Origin of the sequence: Xanthomonas hawaiiensis (assembly GCF_031834635.1) — a bacterium.
In the GTDB taxonomy this organism is placed as follows: Bacteria; Pseudomonadota; Gammaproteobacteria; order Xanthomonadales; family Xanthomonadaceae; genus Xanthomonas_A; species Xanthomonas_A sacchari.
The window spans coordinates 368,176-386,074 of record NZ_CP115873.1; the positions used below are offsets into that span (position 1 = coordinate 368,176).

General features: G+C 64.5%; 19 protein-coding genes. All 19 read right to left on the bottom strand.

Annotation, left to right across the window (positions count from 1 at the left end):
• Window positions 1–222: 222 nt before the first annotated feature.
• The 19 genes from PG878_RS01615 to PG878_RS01705 all read right to left on the bottom strand — a co-directional run bounded on the left by PG878_RS01615 (window position 223) and on the right by PG878_RS01705 (window position 17,812).
• Complete coding sequence (locus PG878_RS01615) at window positions 223–726, bottom strand: hypothetical protein (protein WP_010340560.1); 504 nt, start codon at window positions 724–726, stop codon at window positions 223–225.
• Window positions 727–903: 177 nt separating this feature from the next.
• Window positions 904–1,848 carry a 2-dehydropantoate 2-reductase gene (gene panE / locus PG878_RS01620; RefSeq protein WP_209030481.1) on the bottom strand — a complete coding sequence of 315 codons (945 nt, stop codon included), beginning with the start codon at window positions 1,846–1,848 and terminating at the stop codon, window positions 904–906.
• A 169-nt stretch (window positions 1,849–2,017) separates the two neighbouring features.
• A complete protein-coding gene (locus PG878_RS01625; RefSeq protein ID WP_311186008.1) occupies window positions 2,018–3,049 on the bottom strand; it encodes an OmpA family protein in 1,032 nt (343 codons plus the stop codon).
• Between the two features lie 129 nt (window positions 3,050–3,178).
• On the bottom strand, window positions 3,179–3,787 hold the full coding sequence (locus PG878_RS01630) for a hypothetical protein (protein ID WP_209030482.1): 609 nt from the start codon (window positions 3,785–3,787) through the stop codon (window positions 3,179–3,181).
• Window positions 3,787–4,455 (bottom strand): TadE family protein, encoded by a 669-nt coding sequence (locus PG878_RS01635; protein WP_209030483.1) that lies wholly within the window; start codon window positions 4,453–4,455, stop codon window positions 3,787–3,789. Before PG878_RS01635 ends, PG878_RS01630 begins: the two co-directional genes overlap by 1 nt.
• Window positions 4,452–4,838 (bottom strand): DUF192 domain-containing protein, encoded by a 387-nt coding sequence (locus tag PG878_RS01640; RefSeq protein WP_209030484.1) that lies wholly within the window; start codon window positions 4,836–4,838, stop codon window positions 4,452–4,454. The genes PG878_RS01635 and PG878_RS01640 overlap by 4 nt, the downstream gene beginning before the upstream one ends.
• Window positions 4,835–5,725, bottom strand: a complete 891-nt coding sequence (locus PG878_RS01645; protein ID WP_209030485.1) for a type II secretion system F family protein — start codon at window positions 5,723–5,725, stop codon at window positions 4,835–4,837. Before PG878_RS01645 ends, PG878_RS01640 begins: the two co-directional genes overlap by 4 nt.
• Entirely contained in the window at window positions 5,722–6,570 is an 849-nt protein-coding gene (locus tag PG878_RS01650) for a type II secretion system F family protein (protein ID WP_209030486.1), read from the bottom strand. The genes PG878_RS01645 and PG878_RS01650 overlap by 4 nt, the downstream gene beginning before the upstream one ends.
• The gene (locus PG878_RS01655) at window positions 6,570–8,288 is read right to left on the bottom strand and encodes a TadA family conjugal transfer-associated ATPase (RefSeq protein WP_209030487.1); all 1,719 of its coding nucleotides are present in this window, start codon (window positions 8,286–8,288) and stop codon (window positions 6,570–6,572) included. Before PG878_RS01655 ends, PG878_RS01650 begins: the two co-directional genes overlap by 1 nt.
• A gap of 30 nt (window positions 8,289–8,318) precedes the next feature.
• Window positions 8,319–9,923, bottom strand: coding sequence for a type II and III secretion system protein family protein (locus PG878_RS01660; protein ID WP_244672541.1), 1,605 nt, complete (start codon window positions 9,921–9,923; stop codon window positions 8,319–8,321).
• A gap of 2 nt (window positions 9,924–9,925) precedes the next feature.
• Window positions 9,926–10,768, bottom strand: a complete 843-nt coding sequence (cpaB, locus tag PG878_RS01665; protein ID WP_209030488.1) for a Flp pilus assembly protein CpaB — start codon at window positions 10,766–10,768, stop codon at window positions 9,926–9,928.
• A 37-nt stretch (window positions 10,769–10,805) separates the two neighbouring features.
• Complete coding sequence (locus tag PG878_RS01670; protein ID WP_209030489.1) at window positions 10,806–11,000, bottom strand: hypothetical protein; 195 nt, start codon at window positions 10,998–11,000, stop codon at window positions 10,806–10,808.
• Window positions 10,997–11,650 (bottom strand): hypothetical protein, encoded by a 654-nt coding sequence (locus PG878_RS01675; RefSeq protein WP_209030608.1) that lies wholly within the window; start codon window positions 11,648–11,650, stop codon window positions 10,997–10,999. Before PG878_RS01675 ends, PG878_RS01670 begins: the two co-directional genes overlap by 4 nt.
• A 35-nt stretch (window positions 11,651–11,685) precedes the next feature.
• A complete protein-coding gene (locus PG878_RS01680; protein WP_244672542.1) occupies window positions 11,686–12,516 on the bottom strand; it encodes a pilus assembly protein in 831 nt (276 codons plus the stop codon).
• Between the two features lie 11 nt (window positions 12,517–12,527).
• The gene (locus PG878_RS01685; RefSeq protein WP_209030490.1) at window positions 12,528–13,331 is read right to left on the bottom strand and encodes a hypothetical protein; all 804 of its coding nucleotides are present in this window, start codon (window positions 13,329–13,331) and stop codon (window positions 12,528–12,530) included.
• Window positions 13,328–14,842: a Tad domain-containing protein gene (locus tag PG878_RS01690; RefSeq protein WP_209030491.1), complete on the bottom strand. Its 1,515-nt coding sequence runs from the start codon at window positions 14,840–14,842 to the stop codon at window positions 13,328–13,330. The genes PG878_RS01685 and PG878_RS01690 overlap by 4 nt, the downstream gene beginning before the upstream one ends.
• 171 nt (window positions 14,843–15,013) lie before the next feature.
• Window positions 15,014–15,292 (bottom strand): hypothetical protein, encoded by a 279-nt coding sequence (locus tag PG878_RS01695; protein ID WP_019799149.1) that lies wholly within the window; start codon window positions 15,290–15,292, stop codon window positions 15,014–15,016.
• A 683-nt stretch (window positions 15,293–15,975) separates the two neighbouring features.
• Entirely contained in the window at window positions 15,976–16,791 is an 816-nt protein-coding gene (locus PG878_RS01700) for an ABC transporter permease (RefSeq protein WP_017907701.1), read from the bottom strand.
• A 19-nt stretch (window positions 16,792–16,810) separates the two neighbouring features.
• Window positions 16,811–17,812, bottom strand: a complete 1,002-nt coding sequence (locus tag PG878_RS01705; RefSeq protein ID WP_209030492.1) for an ABC transporter ATP-binding protein — start codon at window positions 17,810–17,812, stop codon at window positions 16,811–16,813.
• Window positions 17,813–17,899 lie beyond the last annotated feature (87 nt).

The window sequence follows — 17,899 nt, forward strand, 5'->3', positions numbered from 1 at the left end:
CCGGGCAACCGTCACGGCTGACAGCCCGGCGGCCATGCCGATCCTCTGCGCGAACGTGCCGGCCGATGCGCCGGTGGAGATCCTGGACGGAGGGCGTTGGGATTTTCTTGTGGGAGGGACTTCAGTCCCGACGCATGATGGTGTCAGCCGGCTTTGGTCTGCATCGGTCGCCGATGAAGCCGCTCCTGCGCGGGTAGCGCGATCGGCGGCACTACCGCCCCCTCAATCGACTTGCGCGTCCTCGCGCTTGGCCTCGGCCATCGCTTCTGGCTCCAGCTCTTCGGCGCTGCGGTTGAGCTTGACGAACACGCCCCAGGCGACCAGCAGCAGCGCCGCGCACAGGCCCACAGCAGACGCGTAGGGCAGCTTGGACGGATCGTCGTGCATCAGTTCGAAGATCGACACCAGGGTCTCGATCGCCAGGGCGATGACGATGACCACGAAGAACCGCGACAGGTAGCGACGCACCCGGGTCGGTCCGCTGACCTTGACGTCGCGCTGCACTTCTTCCTCGTAGATGGTCTGGCCCAGTTCCAGGGTCACCAGCGCCACGGTGAGCAGCCCGATCGCTTCCAGCACCACGTTGAAGCGGTCGCGCACCACCAGTTCGCCGCCCGGCGTCAGGCCGTGCCATAGCTCCAGCACGGCCATGCAGATCAGTCCGGCCGCGCACAGCAGGAACAGCAGGATGATGAGGAAATGCCCGCCGCGGAACAGTTTTTCCATGTGCGTGCCCGCTCGCCCCTGTGTGGTGGGCGAGCATAGGCGCCAGAGGCGTCAGCGGCGCGCGAAGACGCAGGGCCGCCCTCGGGGCGGCTTGAGTACGACATTGCCTGGAAGACCGTGGCTGGCCTGCGCAGGGCAGGGACGGCCGCGCGCGGCACCGGCTTCCCGCGGCAAACCTCAGCGCGCGGGCAGACCGGCCTGGTAGGCCTGCAGGTGGCAGTACGCGGCCATCAGCAGCGGTGCCTCGTGCCCGGCGGTACGGGCGCGGGCCAACATGTCGCCGACGATCTGCTGTGCCTCCACCTGCTGCCCGGCTTCCAGGTCGCGCAGCATCGACGCCTTCATCGGCGAGCCTGGCTGTGTCAGCAGGTGCAATGCGCTGGCTTGCGCCGCCTCCGGCACCGGTTCGCCGGCCGCCGCGGCCACCGCCGTGCATTCGGCATACAGGCCGCGCACCAGCGTCACGCCATCGTCGCTGGCGACGATACGCCCGATCGGCGCACGCATCAGGCAGGTGGCGGAGGCCAGCGCGGTGAGGAAGGTGTACTTGATCCATTGCTCCTGCGCGATCCGCGGCGTCGCCAGATGGTCCACGTCGGCCTGCGTGCAGGCCTCGGCCAGGGCACGCACACGCGCGCTGTCGGCGCCGCGGCCGTCGCGCTCGCCGAAGGTGAGCGAGGCCGGCTTGGCCAGGTGCTGGATCGCGCCGTCGGCATCCAGCACCGCGCTGATGAAGCACAGCCCGCCGACGACCCGCTCCGCACCGAAGCGCGCATCCAGCGCCGGGTAGTGGCGCAGGCCATTGAGGATCGGCAGCACGCTGGTGCCCGCGTGGACCGCAGGCGCCACCGCGTCCAGCGCGCTCTGCAGGTCGTAGGCCTTGCAACTGAGCAACACCAGATCGAACGGCCGCGCCTGCGCGGCGCCGGGCAGCGTTTCGGCGGTGAGCGTGCTCACCGCGATCGCCGCATCGCCGCGCGGGCTGCGGATGCGCAGGCCGTCGCGCTGGAGGCGTGCGGCCCGCGGCGGCCGCACCAGGAAGCTGACATCGACGCCGGCCTGGGCCAGGCGTCCACCGAAGTAACCGCCGGTCGCGCCGGCACCGAGAATCAGGATACGCATGAGACGTGGATCGCCATGGAGTGGGAGGCGTCCGACTGCGGGAACGCATGCCGGCAAACGAGCGCACGTGCGGTCCTGCCGACGATGCGGCGCCATCGGCCATGCCGATGCGCCGCATCGCGACCCGCACGCAGCGGGGGAACCGCATGCAGCGGTGCCCCCGTGTGGGTCAGCTCTTCTTGACCAGCTCGACGCGGCGGTTCTGCGACTTGCCTTGCTCGGTGGCATTGTCGGCCACCGGATCGGCATCGCCGAAGCCGGCCGCGGTCAGTCGCGACGCCTCGATACCCTGCGCGACGAGCGCGGCGACCACCGCCTTGGCGCGTCCCTCGGACAGCGTCTTGTTGTGCGCGGCATCGCCGGTGCCGTCGGTGTAGCCGTTGACGGCCAGCTTCAACGCGGCGTCCTGCTTGAGCAATTGCACGACCTGCGCGATCTGCGGCTGCGAATCGGGCAGGATGTCGGTCTTGTCGGTGGCGAAGTTGACGTGCAGGGCCACCTTGCCGGTCTTGTCGATCTGCGTCTTCAGTTCGCTGGCCGGCAGCAGGCTGGCGGTGACCTGCAGCGGCTTGGTCTCGGCGATCAGCAGGCCGGCGCCGAACTGGTCGGTGCACAAGTGGATCCAGATGATGCGATCGGCGCGATGTACGACATATACCTGCGTGACACCATTCCAGACGTCGCCCAAGCCACTGTTGTACTTGGTGGCGAAGTCGCGTGGCCATTCATTGATTTTCTTCCCTGCTGTTTCCGGAAGCTTGCCGTCGAAGATCTTCTTGCCGCCCATGGCGGACACGACGGCTTCGATATTGCGTTCAAGTTCCAGATCCGAGAACGTCTTCCCTGCCTCGGATCGGATATGCGCGGACCACACCCTGCCTTCCACCGGCTCCAGACGATCACCTGTCCAGAAAGGCACTTGATCGAAGTCAGCAATGTCTGGTTTCGTTCCGGCTACGTATCCGCTGGGGAGGGCGATGTAAGGAAAGTCTCCCAATGGGACGTCGGACACCGGCAGGCTGGCCGGATCGAATGCCGTGCTGGCGGCAGCGTGCTGCGTGGACGCGTCCTGCGTCGCGCTGGCGGTCGCCGCGGGGGGCGTCGCCTGATCGTCGGGATGCGCGGACTGCTCGTGCTTCTTGCAGGCGCTCAGACTTGCGATGACGGCCAGGGCCAACGTCGCCGCTACTGCTTTTTTCACGGAGATACTCCTTGTCGGGGGACGAACCCATCTAGTGTAACGGCGCGATCGACCGATCTTGCTGCAGAACCGTGAACCCGCGTCGACCAGGTGCGGGCGACGTGCGCATGGATTGCAGGGGACGCGGGATCAGTGCGCGAGGTCGGGCGGCTGGAACAAGGCGTCCGGCTGCGGGCCGTAGTCGACGCGCTGGATGTCCCAGTGCTGTTGCTGTTCCAGCCCGGTCTTGCCGCGATAGGCGAGCACCAGGCCGGTCTCACGGTCCAGCCACATCGTGCCTTGCCGGGTTCTACCGGGTCCGTCCGGATTGGCCAGGCGGTACCGCCATTGCACCGCGTCGCGGCCCGCGCGCAGGCCGCTGTCGCCACGCTGGCAGTCGGCGAACATCCCGAGTCCCGCGCAGGGTTGCTCCGGATCGAAGCGTAGCGGCCAGCGCATGCCGGGAACGGGCATCGCGCCGCCCTGCTGGCCGACGATCCAGCCGGTGGGCGCACCCTTTGCCAGGATCAGCGCATACGACCGACCGCTGGCATCCTGGAACTGGATGCGCAACGCGTCGTCGCGAAAGAACACCGTCGCCGGCTGCGCCGCGCCGCGCGGCTGGATCCGGCTCAGGCCGCCAAGCTCGTTGGTGCTGACCTGGGCGACGCCGGAGAATGCGGCGTCCTCGGCGCATGCCGAGCCGGCAATGATCTGGCACAGCAGTGCTATGCAGGCCAGCAGCGCGAGGCGGGGCATCACTTGTCCAGGTTGCCTTGCGTGTAGATCGGCGACTGCATGCGCACGATCGCATAGCTCTCGATGGGCAGGCGTCGGGTGAACGTTTGGAGAGGGGAGGACTCAAACGTGCCCGGCTTCAGATACTGAGACTTTCCCCCCAACACCCAATCGACGAACGGAACGTCAAGCTTTGCGTTGTAGACCACCTTGATCTTGAGGATATTGGCGTCCTGGACATTGACGCCGCTGCTGCCGATCGCCGTGCTGCGGTAAGCGAGCGTGTCGTTGGGCAGCGCATAGCTGCCGTCGTACTGGCGCTCCTTGAAATTGTTCCATGCGGCGCGGGTGGGACTGATGACGGTGATCTGGCTGTTTACCCTGAGATCGTAGTACGCAGCCCAGAACCCTTGTTCGACCGCCGCCTGGCCAGTTTCGTGGACATGTAGCGGCATCATGCCCTTGGCCAAACCTTTGCGCATTTCCTCCCGGTCCACCCCGCTGACCGCGCCGGCCCTAGCGGCCATCAGCGTGGCGTAATCGAGCGTGGACTTCATGCGGTACAGCAGCACCGCCTGGATGACGGCGAGCAGCAGGAACAGCAGCACCGGCGTGATGATCACCAGTTCCACCATGGATTGGCCGCGCATCGACGTGCGACTGCGGAGGGTGCGGACGCGTGCATTCATGACCGGGCTCCCGGAGAGGAAGGCGCCGGCGCGGTGGCGCGCCAGTGCCAGTGTTCGCCGCGCTGCGGCTGCAGGCGGTCCAGCGCACCGCCATGGAACTCGATGGTGGTCGCGGCGCGCCGGCACATCGCCGTGCGATACGGCCTGACGTTCTCGCGCCACTCCAGCACCACATCGTCGCGGCCCAGGAACACCAGATCCAGCGGGTAGCCCATGCCGATGGTATGCACGCTGGCGCAGGGGCGGATCAGCAGGGCTTCCGAGCCGTCCGTGGCCAGTGCCGGGCGCGCCAGCAGGCCACGCGCACGCGACCACCAGGTATCCGCCGCCCACACCCGCGGGATCGGGGCGCCGGCGCTGCGCTCGATGCATCCACGTTTCACAGGATGCCCTCCTGCAGCATCTTCAAGTAGATGAAGTAAGCGAGGAACAGGAAGATCAGCGGGAAGAAGAACATCACCAGCGGCAGCATCATCTTCACCGGTGCCTCCAGCGCCAGCTTCTCGGCGCGCAGGAAGCGTTCCTCGCGGCGCTGGTTGGCCTGTGCGCGCAGCGTGTCGCTGAGGTTGGCGCCGACCTTGTCGGCCTGGATCAGCGCGCTGGTGAAGCTGGTAATCTGCTGGATGTCCATGCGCTCGGCCATGCGCCGCAGCGCCTCGGCGCGGGGCAGGCCGGCGCGCAGGTCGCGCAGCATGCGCGAGAACTCCTGCGACAGCGCGCCGGACGGTCCCTTGGCCACCGCCTGTTCGATGCCGCCGGTGACGTTCAGGCCGGCCTCGACCGACATGGTGATGAAATCCAGGTAGACCGGCAGGTCGCGCACCACGGTCTTCTGCCGCGCCTTGCGCCGCTCGCCCAGCCACAGTGCGGGATACAGCCAGCCCAGCACGCCGCCGAACAGCAGGCACATCAGGCCCGAGCCGATGCCCAGGTGGCCGAGCATACCGGTGCACAGCAGGAAGAAGGCGATCACCACCAGCGCGCTGGCCATGCGCAAGCCGTAGAACTCTTCCGGCGTCAGCGTGTAGTCCTGGCCGGCGGCCTGCAACTGGCGGTGGGTCTGCTCCAGTTGCGCCACGCTCAGGCGCGGCGCGATACGCCGGGTCAGCACCGTGACCAGCGGCCACATCAGCTGCATCAGTCGCGGCAGCGGATCGTAGTAGGTGCGGTCTTCCAGTTCGACTTCGCGGATCACGCCGCGCGTGCCGATGACCACCAGGGCGACGGCGCCGGCGGCAAGAAGCGCGACGAGGGCGAGCATCCAGGTCATACGTCGATCGTCATGATCTTCTTGCAGAGACGGTAGCCCAGGTATTCCATGACCAGGCAGATGGTGATCACCACCCAGCCGTGCCAGCTGTGGAACATCGGCTGCATGGTTTCGCTGTACATCACGCTGAGGTAGCCGATCAGGAACACCGGGAGCATCGCCATGACGATGCCCTGCAGGCGGCCCTGCGCCGTCAGCGACTTCACCTTCTTCTCCATGGTCAGGCGGCGGCGCAGCGTTTCGGCCAGGGTCGCCAGGGTCTCGGCCAGGTTGCCGCCGACCTCGCGCGAAATATTGACTGCCGAAACGAACAGTTCGGCATCGGTGATGGGCACGCGCTTGCTGAAGTTCTCCATCGCTTCTTCGGCGCGGATGCCCATGTGCTGCTCGCGCAGCACCAGCGCCAGTTCCTGGGCCAGAGGCGGTTGACCGTCGTGAACCAGCACTTCCATCGCCGGCGCGAAGCCGACGCCGGCGCGCAGGCTGCTGGCAAGCATCTGCAGTGCGTCCGGGAGCTGCTCCTGGATCTGCTCCAGTCGACGCTTGCGCAGAAACGCGTAGATCTTGCGCGGCGCGAAGATCAGGAAGATGCCGATCAGCACCGCGATGACCAGGCTGCCGGTCAGCATCCAGACCAGCAGCGGCACGATCACCATCACCACGGCGCTGATCATGTAGACCTGGGCCGGATCCAGGAACAGGAACATATCCGTCAGGTTCATGCGGGCCTGGTCCATGAAGCTTTCGCGGTAGCGCTTCAGGAACTGCTCGCTGGAGCGCGCGATCAGCAGGATGGCCATCGCGGTTCCGGCAAACACCAGCAGGGCGATCAGCCACAGGCCCATCAGCGCGCGCCTCCCTGGTTGCGGAAGATGCCAAGATCCACCGACACGCCGCGCTCGGCGAGCTCTTCGTAGAACTCGGGTACCGCACCGGTCGCCACGAAGTTGCCGGCGACCTTGCCGTCGGGACCGTGGTAAGTGGTGGGCTTGAACAGGAACAGGTCCTGCATCTGGATGGTGCCGCTTTCGATGCCGGTGATTTCGGTGATGTGGCTGACCTTGCGCGAGCCGCAGGGATAGCGGCGCTGGTGCACGATCAGGTTGACCGCCGACGCGATCTGCTCGCGCACCACCGTCATTGGCAGCTCCATGCCGGCCATCATCACCATCACCTCCAGGCGCGAGAGCGTCTCGCGCGGATTGTTGGCATGCGCGGTGGTCAGCGAGCCTTCGTGGCCGGTGTTCATCGCCTGCAGCATGTCCAGACACTCGCCGCCGCGGCACTCGCCGACGACGATACGGTCCGGGCGCATGCGCAGCGCGTTCTTGACCAGGTCGCGGATGGTGATCTGGCCCTTGCCCTCCATGTTGGGCGGGCGCGCTTCCAGCGCCACCAGGTTGGGCTGGACCAGTTTCAGTTCCGCCGCATCTTCGATGGTGACCACGCGGTCCCCGTCCGGGATGAAGTTGGACAGGATGTTCAGCAGGGTGGTCTTGCCCGAGCCGGTACCGCCGGACACCACGATGTTGCGGCGCTCGCGCACGGCCATGATCAGGAAGTCCAGCATCGGCTGGTTCAGCGAGCCGAACTTGAGCAGGTCCTCGCCCATCAGCCGGCGCGTGGCGAACTTGCGGATGCTGATGCTGGGACCGCGCAGCGCGACCGGCGGGATCACCGCATTGACGCGCGAACCGTCCTTCAGGCGCGCGTCGACCAGCGGAGAACTTTCGTCGATACGCCGCCCCAGTGGCGTAACGATGCGCTCGATCGCGGCCAGGCAGGCACGTTCGTTGGAAAACACCACCTCGGACTTCTGGATGCGCCCGGCGCGCTCGATGAAGATGTCATCGTGCGAATTGACCATGATTTCGGTGACGGTCGGATCGTCGATCAGGTCTTCCAGTGGCCCCAGTCCGATCGCCTCGTCCAGCACCTGCTTGGCCAGTCTGCGCGGGCTGATGTCCGCCGGCAGATCGCTGAACTCGCGTTTGAGGATGTCGTCGATCAGGTTGATGGTGCTGTCGCGCAGTGCGCTGTCGTCCATGCTGCGCACGTCCATGCGCCGCAGGTCCATCTGCCGCACCAGCGCCATGTGCAGCTTGGTGCGCCAGGTGGCGATATCGGAAGGCGGCGCCCCGGCCACCACCATGTCCGTCGCGGCGGGCGCCGTTTGGTCGGGCGCGGCGTCGGTGGCTGCCGCAGGCGCTTCCGTGGCCCTGACCGCCGCGCCGTCATTGGCGGCGGGCGTCTGCCTGACGATGCGTGCATCGTCGCCGCTGACCTTCAGCATGTACTGGCCGATGCGGATCTCGTCCTTGCCGTCGATCGGCCCCTGCTTGGCCAGCACCACCTTGCCGTTGAGCGTGATCGGCTCGCGCCCGCCCAGGGGCAGGATGAAGACGCCCTCGTCCTCGCGCAGCAGGGTGGCGTGCTTGCCGGCGATGTTCCAGCCCTGCAGCATCACCAGATTGGCATCGGCGCGGCCGATGCCGCACTCGCGGTGCATGCACTTGACCTGACGCGTGTCGCCTCCTGGCGTATTGATCAGCACTGTGAACATGGTGGTGAACCTTGCGCTCCGTGGGGTGGATTACTTGATCAACTTGTCTTGGCGGGGGCTGATTTCGTCCTGCAACTCCTTCTCGATCCCCTGGGCGCGCTGCAGATCCTGCAGGTTCTCCGGCGAGGTCGGGCTGACGATGCGCGGGGTCACGAAGATCACCAGTTCGGTCTTGTTGCCGCGGAAGCCATCGGAGCGGAACAGCTTGCCCAGGATCGGGATGTCGCCCAGCAGTGGCAGCTTGTCCACGGCCTTGGAGGCTTCCCGATCGAGCAGCCCGGAAATGACGATGGTCTGACCGGCATCAACGTTGATCTCGGTCTCGACGCGCCGCGTCAGGAAGCCGGGCACACCCTGCACCGACACCGACGGATCGATCCGGCTGACCTCGGCCATGATCGAGGTATTCACCTGATTGGACGAGTTGACCGACGGGTTGATGTTCAGGCGGATGCCGTATTCCTTGTACTCGATCTGGGTCTGGCCGAGGATCGACGGCACCACGATCGGCACTTCGCCACCGACCAGGAAGGTCGCGTTGCTGCCGCTCTTGGCGCTCAGCTTGGGCTGCGCCAGCACCCAGGCCTTGCCGCGGCTCATCAGCAGGTTGATCTTCGAGGCGATCGTGGTGGCGATGCCGAAGTAGCCCTGCGGCCCGGATAGCCGGGTCGGAAGACGGTCCTTGACATCATTGAACGTCTCATTGTCCTTCGGAAGAACGCGGAAGTAGTTGTTGGTAGTGACATCACGAATCAAACCTCCGATGGGACCGTCAATCGTGCTGTCCCAGCGAATGCCAAGATCCTCGACCGCGTTTTTGTTGAACTCCATGATGGAGACATCCATTTGCACCATCGGACGCATACCCACCGGATCCGGTCCCGCAAAGTTCAGAATCTGCGGATAGACATTACGCAATGCTTGGATCTTGGCGGTGGTTGCGGCATCGACGTCGTTGCCGGAGATCACCACGTTGGCACCGATGGCTCTGACCGTGATTCCGGGAGTATCGCCAAGCAATTCGCGTACGGTCTCTGCCACCCCGTCGGACTTGCTCCCTGTAACAGTGACGCTGACATCGCGCTGACTGCCGTCGGCCATCCACAGGTGCACATTGGTATTGCCGGGCTTGGTGCCGATCATGACCAGTTCGGATTTGCCGACCGAGAAGACGCTCAAGACCTCGCCGTCGCCGACCGCGATGCGCCGCAGCGCCCCGGGAACCCGCCGCACCACGGCCTCGCCGGCATAGATGCTTTGCGACGGCTGGATCAATGGGGCGACAGACGGCTTCTTGTCGCCGGCCAGGGCGACGCCACCACCGCCCGACGAGGATCCGCTGCTGCCCAGTTCCTGGATCTGGGATTCCATCGTCTGCTTGAGCTGGTCGACCTGGCGTCCCTGCGCCATCAGTCGCGCCTGCTCAGCCGACGGCGTGTCCGCTGCCTGGCCAGCCGCCGGTGCTGCCTGCGCTGCAGGCATCGCTGCAGCCCGCGCAGCGGGCCGTGCCGCCGGTGCAGAGCTTGCGGCCTGTTGTGCCGATGCATTCCATCCCCCGATGCCCGCCAGCAACACGCCAGCCAACCATGGCGCCGATGCTCCGGCCTTGCTCCTGCGACGTGTTGCCTGCGTCATGCTTAACCCTTTCCGCCAATGATGAACTCAACGCGGCTGCTTCCGCTGCCCGTGTTTGCCGGATCGCCCGATCCGAGCGATCGCAACAACTGACTCTCGCTCATGCCCGTTGCCGCGCCGGGCGAGGTGTCCTGCACTTCGCGCAGCAGCACGCGCACCGCGCCCACCTTGGAGGCGACGGCCAGCTGCTTGGCCTGGTACTGATCCAACTCCAGGGTGACGCTGGAGAAACCAGTGGATGTGTTGGATTCCTCGCCTTCCTTCGGCGCCGGCGTTTCGCCGATGCGGCTGCCGGTGGCCAGGACCTTGATCTTCTGCAGCAGCGGGAACACCTGCGCACCCGATGCCTGGCTGCCAGCGGCGCCATTGCTGTCGGTGGAGGCGTCCTTGACGAAGAAGATGTCGATCAGGTCGCCCGGTGCGATCATGCCCGAGATCGAATTGTTCTCGTCCACGCTCATCGTGTAGGCGACCTTTCCCTTGGGAATCAGCCGCGAGAACTGGTCGTAGAGCGGAACAAGGGCGCTGGCACTCAACGGCGCACCGCCACGTGCCGGTGCACGCAGCATCCTGCCTTCGAACTGGGTGTGGTTGTCAGGAGTGACCGCGTCGGCGGGCGCGAATTCGGCCGGGATGGTGCGCAGGGCCAGATCGCTGCCTTGCAGGATCGCCCCCTGCGGTAGATCGTTCACCGGGACCGCGACGTCGACCATCGGTCGATTGTCCTGGGTGCGTTCGGCGACGGTGGCGCGGATGTAGCTGACCGCAATGAAGGCGGCAAGGCCAGCCATGACCACCGCGATCAGGATGAAAAATACGTTCTTGCTGAGTTTGGGTTTCTGCATTGAAGAGGCGCCGTCGGCGAATTAGCTCGAGAGGGATTCAGGCCGACAGCACGTCGGAGACCGAAATGGCATAGACGAAGGCGGAATAGAGCTCTTTCAGGGCCGTGACCACTTCTGTGATCAAATCGGGCTTGGCGATCAGCACGATCACCAGCGCCATCACCACCACCGTGTACTCGATCGTGGACTGGCCACGCTGCCGGCGCCGGCAGGACAGCGCGCGCGCGTTCACTCGATCACCGCCACGATCACGGTGCCGGTCTGCCCGCGGCTCGAGGTCACGGTGACGCGATCGTCCTGCCGGGTGAAGCGGGAGACGCAGTGCGGACTGCTTGTGGTGCAGACCGAGGAAGAGCCATCGCGCGCATAGCCCTGCCCGGCGAAATACCGTGTGTAGTACTGCTGGTTCTGCAGCGGCGTGTAGCGGTTGAGCATGCTCAATGTCCTGACGTGACGCGGCGTGTCCATGTAGACGATGTCCTCGGCGACCTGCGTGTCCGGTAGCCGACCGAAGCCTTTGCCGACGCCGTCGGCCGGTAGATCCTTCTTCGGAAGTTCCATGACGCCGATCTGCCCTTGCGTGTAGGTGGCGTCGCCGCTCAGTTCCACCGTAATGTAGTAGCCATCCTTCGTCATATGCCCGAGAACGGTCTTGCTACCCATCGGCGTAGTCACGACAGTGCTTCCCCACTCCTTGCGATAGAACTGCTCGACCTGCTGCGGCGATTGCGCAAGACGGAAACGGCTGGCGCGCATTGCAATGCCGTTATAGAGCATGTGCTCCGAGACGATCTCGCCCGAAGCCTGGTCGGGGACAGGAACCTCTGGCCAGTCCAATGCGAGGGCGGGCTGCGCTGCCAAGGCGGAAAGGAGCAAGACCATTCCGCTTGCGAACAAGTGGTGGGGGACGTGCGGAGTCACGGCTTACCCGGCTTGATCGGATAATTGGCGAGCTTGTCGGCAGGAACGATATCCGGCTCGATCGTACCCAACTCCAGATCGCCAAGAGAGCCCACCATCGGCAAGATTGGCTTCAATGGCTTCATCAAATCGAAGACACCATCAAGTCCCTCGAAGTACGAGACAGGAGCCAATGGCCGCACGGTAGCGATGACGCTACGCGCACCAGTTCGCGGGCCGGAGGCGTTCCATGCATCGGTGAGCAGAGTTTGATGCCGCTTTTCGACCAAGTTGAGATTGTCCAGCGGTTCGAGAAAACGGGCGGGCCGGCCATCTGCGGTCTTCAAGTCGCGATAGTTCAGCATCACTTCTGCAGTGACGTAGCCGCTCTTGTTAGGGGGGAATGCCTTGTCGAAGTAGTTCTTCGGTAGCAGTGTGGCCGCTTCATCGACATAACCCGGCGAGCCAGTGTTGGAGGTGCGGGTGATCGACAGGTCGCGCTTCTCCAGCAGCTTCCGATTCGAAAAGGTATTGAGCATCTGATCGGAGAACACGCCACTGTTGCTGTTGGAAGCGCGACTGGTGATGGGCGCATCGGCATCGGCGAAATTGCGATCCAATGCTTTGCTCTGTAGCACGGCGCGGCCTGGTGGCTGATAGTTTCCGGCCACACTGGCTTCCCACGCGGCATTACGTGCCGCCTGCATCGCCATCTGCTTGCTGTGCCCGAACTTGGCGATGACTGGAATCAACAGGAACAGCGGCACCAGCACGGCGGCGCACACCGCCAACTCCACCATCCCCTGTCCGCGCATCCTACGCGCGCTCGAAAAGAACGTCGTCTTCATCCTGCGTCCTCCTAGTTTTCTTCCTTCTCACCCGCCACGTTGGAAGGAATCAGGCCGTTGCCAAGGCTGAACGAACGCACCTGCAATACGCAGCCGTTGCCGCCCTGTAACGGCTTGGCGTCAAGCGGAATTGCCTGCAGGTACGCGCCGGCTCCATCGATTGTGCAGCTGGCGACGTCAGCGGGCGATTCAGAGAAGCCCCACCTAGTGCCGCCCGACCACATGCAGACCTCTTGCCTGCCGTTCTGCCAGCGTGTGCAGGGTTGGCCCTTGATCTGACCGTCGCCGGCCAGCGTCCATCCCGTCGCTTGGACGGTTTGGCGATCCTGTGCGCGTGTGTCGCTGTCGATTGCCATATACATTCCGTCGGCGTTATCGATCGCGTCCTTGTCGATGTGTTCTTCAAGCTTGATTAGGCACGCTGTCTGGCCGGTATCGCCGTCGGCGCCCAGGGTCCAGCTGACCTGGTGAGCAAACTGGCGGTGTGCGTCGATCATGATCTCGACCTCGCCGGTTCCCAGCTTTGCCTCTTCTGCTACCGAGAGCGCGCGTGTGGGCATTCCGGAACCACGGCACGCGTCGAGCTTGGCCTGATAGTTCTTGCGTTCGAGATTCTCGCCGTTCCTGCGGGACTCCCAGGTCAGGACAACATGGAGAGCAGGCAGCGATTTGACGCCGCTCCCGGAAGACTCGGAGGACGTGTTCCCTTCGCTGCCGTGTTCGCTCGCATCATGTGACTGGCAGCCAGCAGTGAATGCCAGCGACGCCATGCAGGCAAGTGATAGGGCACGGAATGGGTTGGTCGATAACATCATGGAGCGGCCACCAGGAGTCTTCGGTCGGAATCGGGTGTTTTCACCAAGCGCGCCTGCCAGTACGGACTGAACAGGCTACCTTTTTCGAACTTGCTGTCGCCTCTGCCCCACACCGATCGCCGGAAGGCGGAGAGTTCGTAGGGACGATTGAAGTAGACCTGTGCGCTTGCCATTGCACGCAGTTGGTCACTATGGGCCTGATCCTTAAGTTGCATACGCCCGCTTCCGATTTTCAGCGAGGAACTGGTGCGCGCCTTGTCGATCTGCGTGCCGACTTCGACGGTATAGATCGGTCCTGCTTTGTCGCCATCAGGTTGTTGCGAATAGATGTCCTTGACGTCGCGATAGCGTGGGCTGATGCCGTACTGATAAGTGTCGAGGAATGCCTTGTCGCGCTTGAAATCGGGGAGGACGGCAGGATCGCCTTCGATAAAGGCGCCGGCGATGTCGCTACGTTTCGTGCCGTTGTAGGCCCGGTAGACGCGATTGTTCTCATAGGGGGATTTCCATCCCCGGCCATTATTCATGCCAGCGAAGAAGCTCGGCTTGCGTCCTTGCACCGCCTGGGTTCCTGCCCAACCGATAGGAATCTTGATGCTGGTGAAGAGGAGAGGAATCTTCAGCTGGAAGGTATCGACGGCCGACCAGCGGTCGTACTCGACCATGTCGGTGCCGCCGTTGTTATTGAATACGCCGAAAGCCGTGCCGTCGCGGGCACGAGTAAATGTGTCCCGTGAAGCCATCACGACGTTCCTGTAGCGCTCGCCGCCAGTGTTCGTGCCGTTCAGGCCTTTGCGCCTGCCGGGATTGTAGCTTTCCAGTTGATTGCTCGCGGAAACGACGTTCTTCGCCAATACACCCTTTCCCACAAGCGTCAGTTCTGCGTCGGGAACGTTGTCCTTGACGACTTTGTTGGCCATGGCAAATACATTTGCTCCGGATGCGTACTCTCCAACTGCAGCATCGGCAGCAAGCGCATAGGGATGATCTAGCACTTGATCCAGCATGAAGATGCCGGGCTTCGCCATGGTGTCGATGAATACTCGGCGAAATGACTTGAGTGCGGTATTGATTGCGGTCATCGCACGGTCGATGGCTGCCAACACTCCATTGAGGCCTGGAACCCAGAACAGCAGGACTTCTCCAACCTCAATGACATCTTCAAAGTGCACTGACGATGAGTGCACCATGGTCAACCAGGAGTTGAGGCTGACGATCTGCGCGATCGCCACTTCGTTGGCGACGCGTCCGCGATTCAGATAGGCGGAAAAATTGCGCGCCCGTGCCTGTTCGACGGCGATGCTGTACGCCGCCGAATCGGCGGCATTGGTGAGTTCGACCTTTTTACCAACAACCTGACCAGTATTGAAAGTCACCAGCAGGCCTACACACAGCACCATCAGGAACACCAGCACCATGGGCATGGCCTGCCCCGCCATTCGGGAGCGGACGCAAGCTGGCCCAGACGCGACCGTTGCGGTCGAGGGATCGGCGGCGGCGATGGTGACCATGCGGCTTCCTTCGGGCAACACCACGCCTAGGGCACGACGCACGCGTCGGACCCGGCTGGTTCCATTGAATTGGGTTGCTGGAGTTCGTAGAAGCCTGCATTCGGCTCCTACTGCTATGACCAATAGCGGGGCCACCATCTGCCCGCTGCGGGGCAGATGGTGGCAAGGACATTACTTGTTGCCGTTATAAGCGGCCATGCCCTTGTCACTCTTGGCCTGTTCCTTGGCGTGACCGGCGTTGGTGCCGGCGCGGCCGATCATCTCACTGGCGTCTTCCTTGCCCGACAGTTCCTGCGCCATACCGGCGACCTGGCTGCGGACGGTGCCGCCGAAGAACGTGAACACGCCGATCGCCGCGATCGCGATCAGGGCCACGATGATGATGTACTCGGTCATGCCTTGGCCCTGCTGCTTGCGGCCGAAGCGGATGGGCTTGCGTTGGATCTTCATCTGATTCCTCTCCTTGGCTCGATCGCCCAATTACCGGCAACACACAAGCGTGCCAGCGGCAACGTGTGGCGACATTGGTTCATTAAGTGAAGTCGTTCACGGAGACGAAGCTGGTCTCCGGCCCGCGCTTTACGTCCAGTAAAGAGATGGTGTGTAGCGGACGTGTGCACTGTAGCGTCGGCTTATTGCCGTTACAAGAAAACTTGCGTTAATAAATTGGCGCTTGACTAGGTTTGCATCACATTATCGAGTCAAACTTTGGACGCGTGCGATCCCGTATGGAATATACAATTGTGAATTCGGTGCACTCGCGCCGTGCGCGCCGTCGGATTCGGATGTGACGCGTAGCGGATATGCCGGTGGATGACACCGACTGCAATCCGGGACACGGCGTGTATCCACCGCGACGCGGCGACCGGGGCACGGTGCACTCAGATCCCGGCACGCCGGGGGCGTCGGTTCTCGGCGCTTGCTGACGCGGTGCAAGGGCGGGATGCGCCCGGCGTCGCTTCGCCCACCAGGCACTGGCGCCGACGGCGGGAGGCGCTGTGCGCCGTCCTCGCCGTGCCGTATTGGCGCAGCCCTTGGGCGACGCAAGATGTTCTCTGTGGCGACGACGCCTGGCGTCGTGCCTCGGGTGGCGTCAGCCGCCTGGAGGGTGGGGCGCTAAGGACGCTGGCGCGTCAGCTCCGCAACCCCACCCCGCGTCGCAGCAGCCACAGCGCCAGCGCCGCCAGCACCGCGACGAAGCCCAGCATCAGGCTGTAGGCCACCCACACCGGCACGTCGCTGCTGCCGAGCAGGCCGTAGCGGAAGGCGTTGACCATGTAGAAGATCGGGTTGGCGTGGGTGGCGGCCTCGGCCCAGCCGGGCAGCAGCTTGACCGAGTAGAACACGCCGCCCAGGTAGGTCAGCGGGGTCAGGATGAAGGTCGGCACGATCGCCACGTCGTCGAACTTCTTCGCGTAGACCGCGTTGATGAAGCCGGCCAGGGAGAAGATGGTCGCGCCCAGCAGCACCGTGGTCAGGGTCACCAGCGGGTGCGGGATGCGCACCGGGGTGAAGAACATGGCGATGATCAGCACGATCACGCCGACCATCAGCCCGCGCAGCACCGCGCCGGCGACGTAGCCCCACAGGATCACCCAGTTGGGCATGGGGCTGACCAGCAGTTCCTCGACGTGGCGGCCGAACTTGGCGCCGAAGAAGCTGGAACTGATGTTGCCGTAGCTGTTCTGGATCACGCTCATCATCACCAGGCCGGGAACGATGAACTGCATGTAGCTGTAGCCGCCCATGTCGCCTACGCGCGAGCCGATCAGGCCGCCGAAAATCAGGAAGTACAGGGTCATGGTGATCGCCGGCGGCACCAGGGTCTGGCCCCAGATGCGCAGGATGCGCTTGACCTCGCGGCGCACGATGGTGCCCAGCGCGACCCAGTTGCGCTGGGCGGGGGTGGCGTCGGATACGGGGAGGGTGGAATCGGTCTGGGTGGTCATGGTCGTCGCCGTGGGGGCATCAGGGAGTGGCGGACGGCGTGGCCGTGCCGGTCGTGGCCGCCGCGGCATCGCGGTGTTCGCCGGTGAGGCGCACGAACAGTTCCTCCAGGCGATTGCTCTTGGTGCGCATGGAGCGCACGCGGATGCCGGCGTCGCCCAGCGCGGCGAACACGCGGTTGAGGTCCATCGCCCGCGGCATGTCCAGGTCCAGGGTGTGCGCGTCCTGGGCGATCAGGGTGGTGCCCTCGATCGCCGGCAACTGCGCCGGCAACTCGCCGTCGATGTCCAGCAGGAAGCCTTCCACGTCCAGCTTGGCCAGCAGGGCGCGCATCGGGCCCTGCTCGACGATGCGGCCACGGTCGATGATCGCCAGGTTGCGGCACAGGCTCTCCGCTTCCTCCAGGTAGTGGGTGGTGAGGATGATGGTGGTGCCGGCGGCGTTGATCTCACGCAGCACGCGCCACATATCGCGGCGGATCTCGATGTCCACGCCGGCGGTGGGCTCGTCCAGGATCAGCAGGCGCGGCCGGGTCATCATCGCGCGGGCGATCATCAGCCGCCGCTTCATGCCGCCGGACAGGGTGCGGCTCATCACCTGGGCCTTCTCCCACAGGTGCGCGCGCTTGAGTTCGGCTTCGGCCAGGCGCTCGGCCTCGGCGCGCGGCATGCCGTAGAAGCCGGCGTAGTTGACCAGGATGTCGAAGGGCTTCTCGAACAGGTTGAAGTTGATTTCCTGCGGCACCAGGCCGATCAGGCGCATCGCCGCGCTGCGCTGGCTGCTCAGGTCGGTGCCGAACACCTCGACCTGGCCGGCGCTGAGGTTGACCAGCGAGCTGATGATGCCGATCAGGGTGGACTTGCCGGCGCCGTTGGGGCCGAGCAGGGCGAAGAAGTCGCCGGGCAGCACGTCCAGCGACACGCCATGCAGGGCCTGCACGCCGTTGTCGTAGGTCTTGCGCAGGTCGCGCACGCGCAGCGCAGGCGCAGGGGTCTGTGAAGAAAGAGCGGATGCGGGAGTCAAGGCGGGCCTTCGCGCCGCATCGACGGCGCAGGAGAAGTGCAGCCGCTATTATAGAAGACCTCGCGGGGTCGCCCCCGGCCACAGACT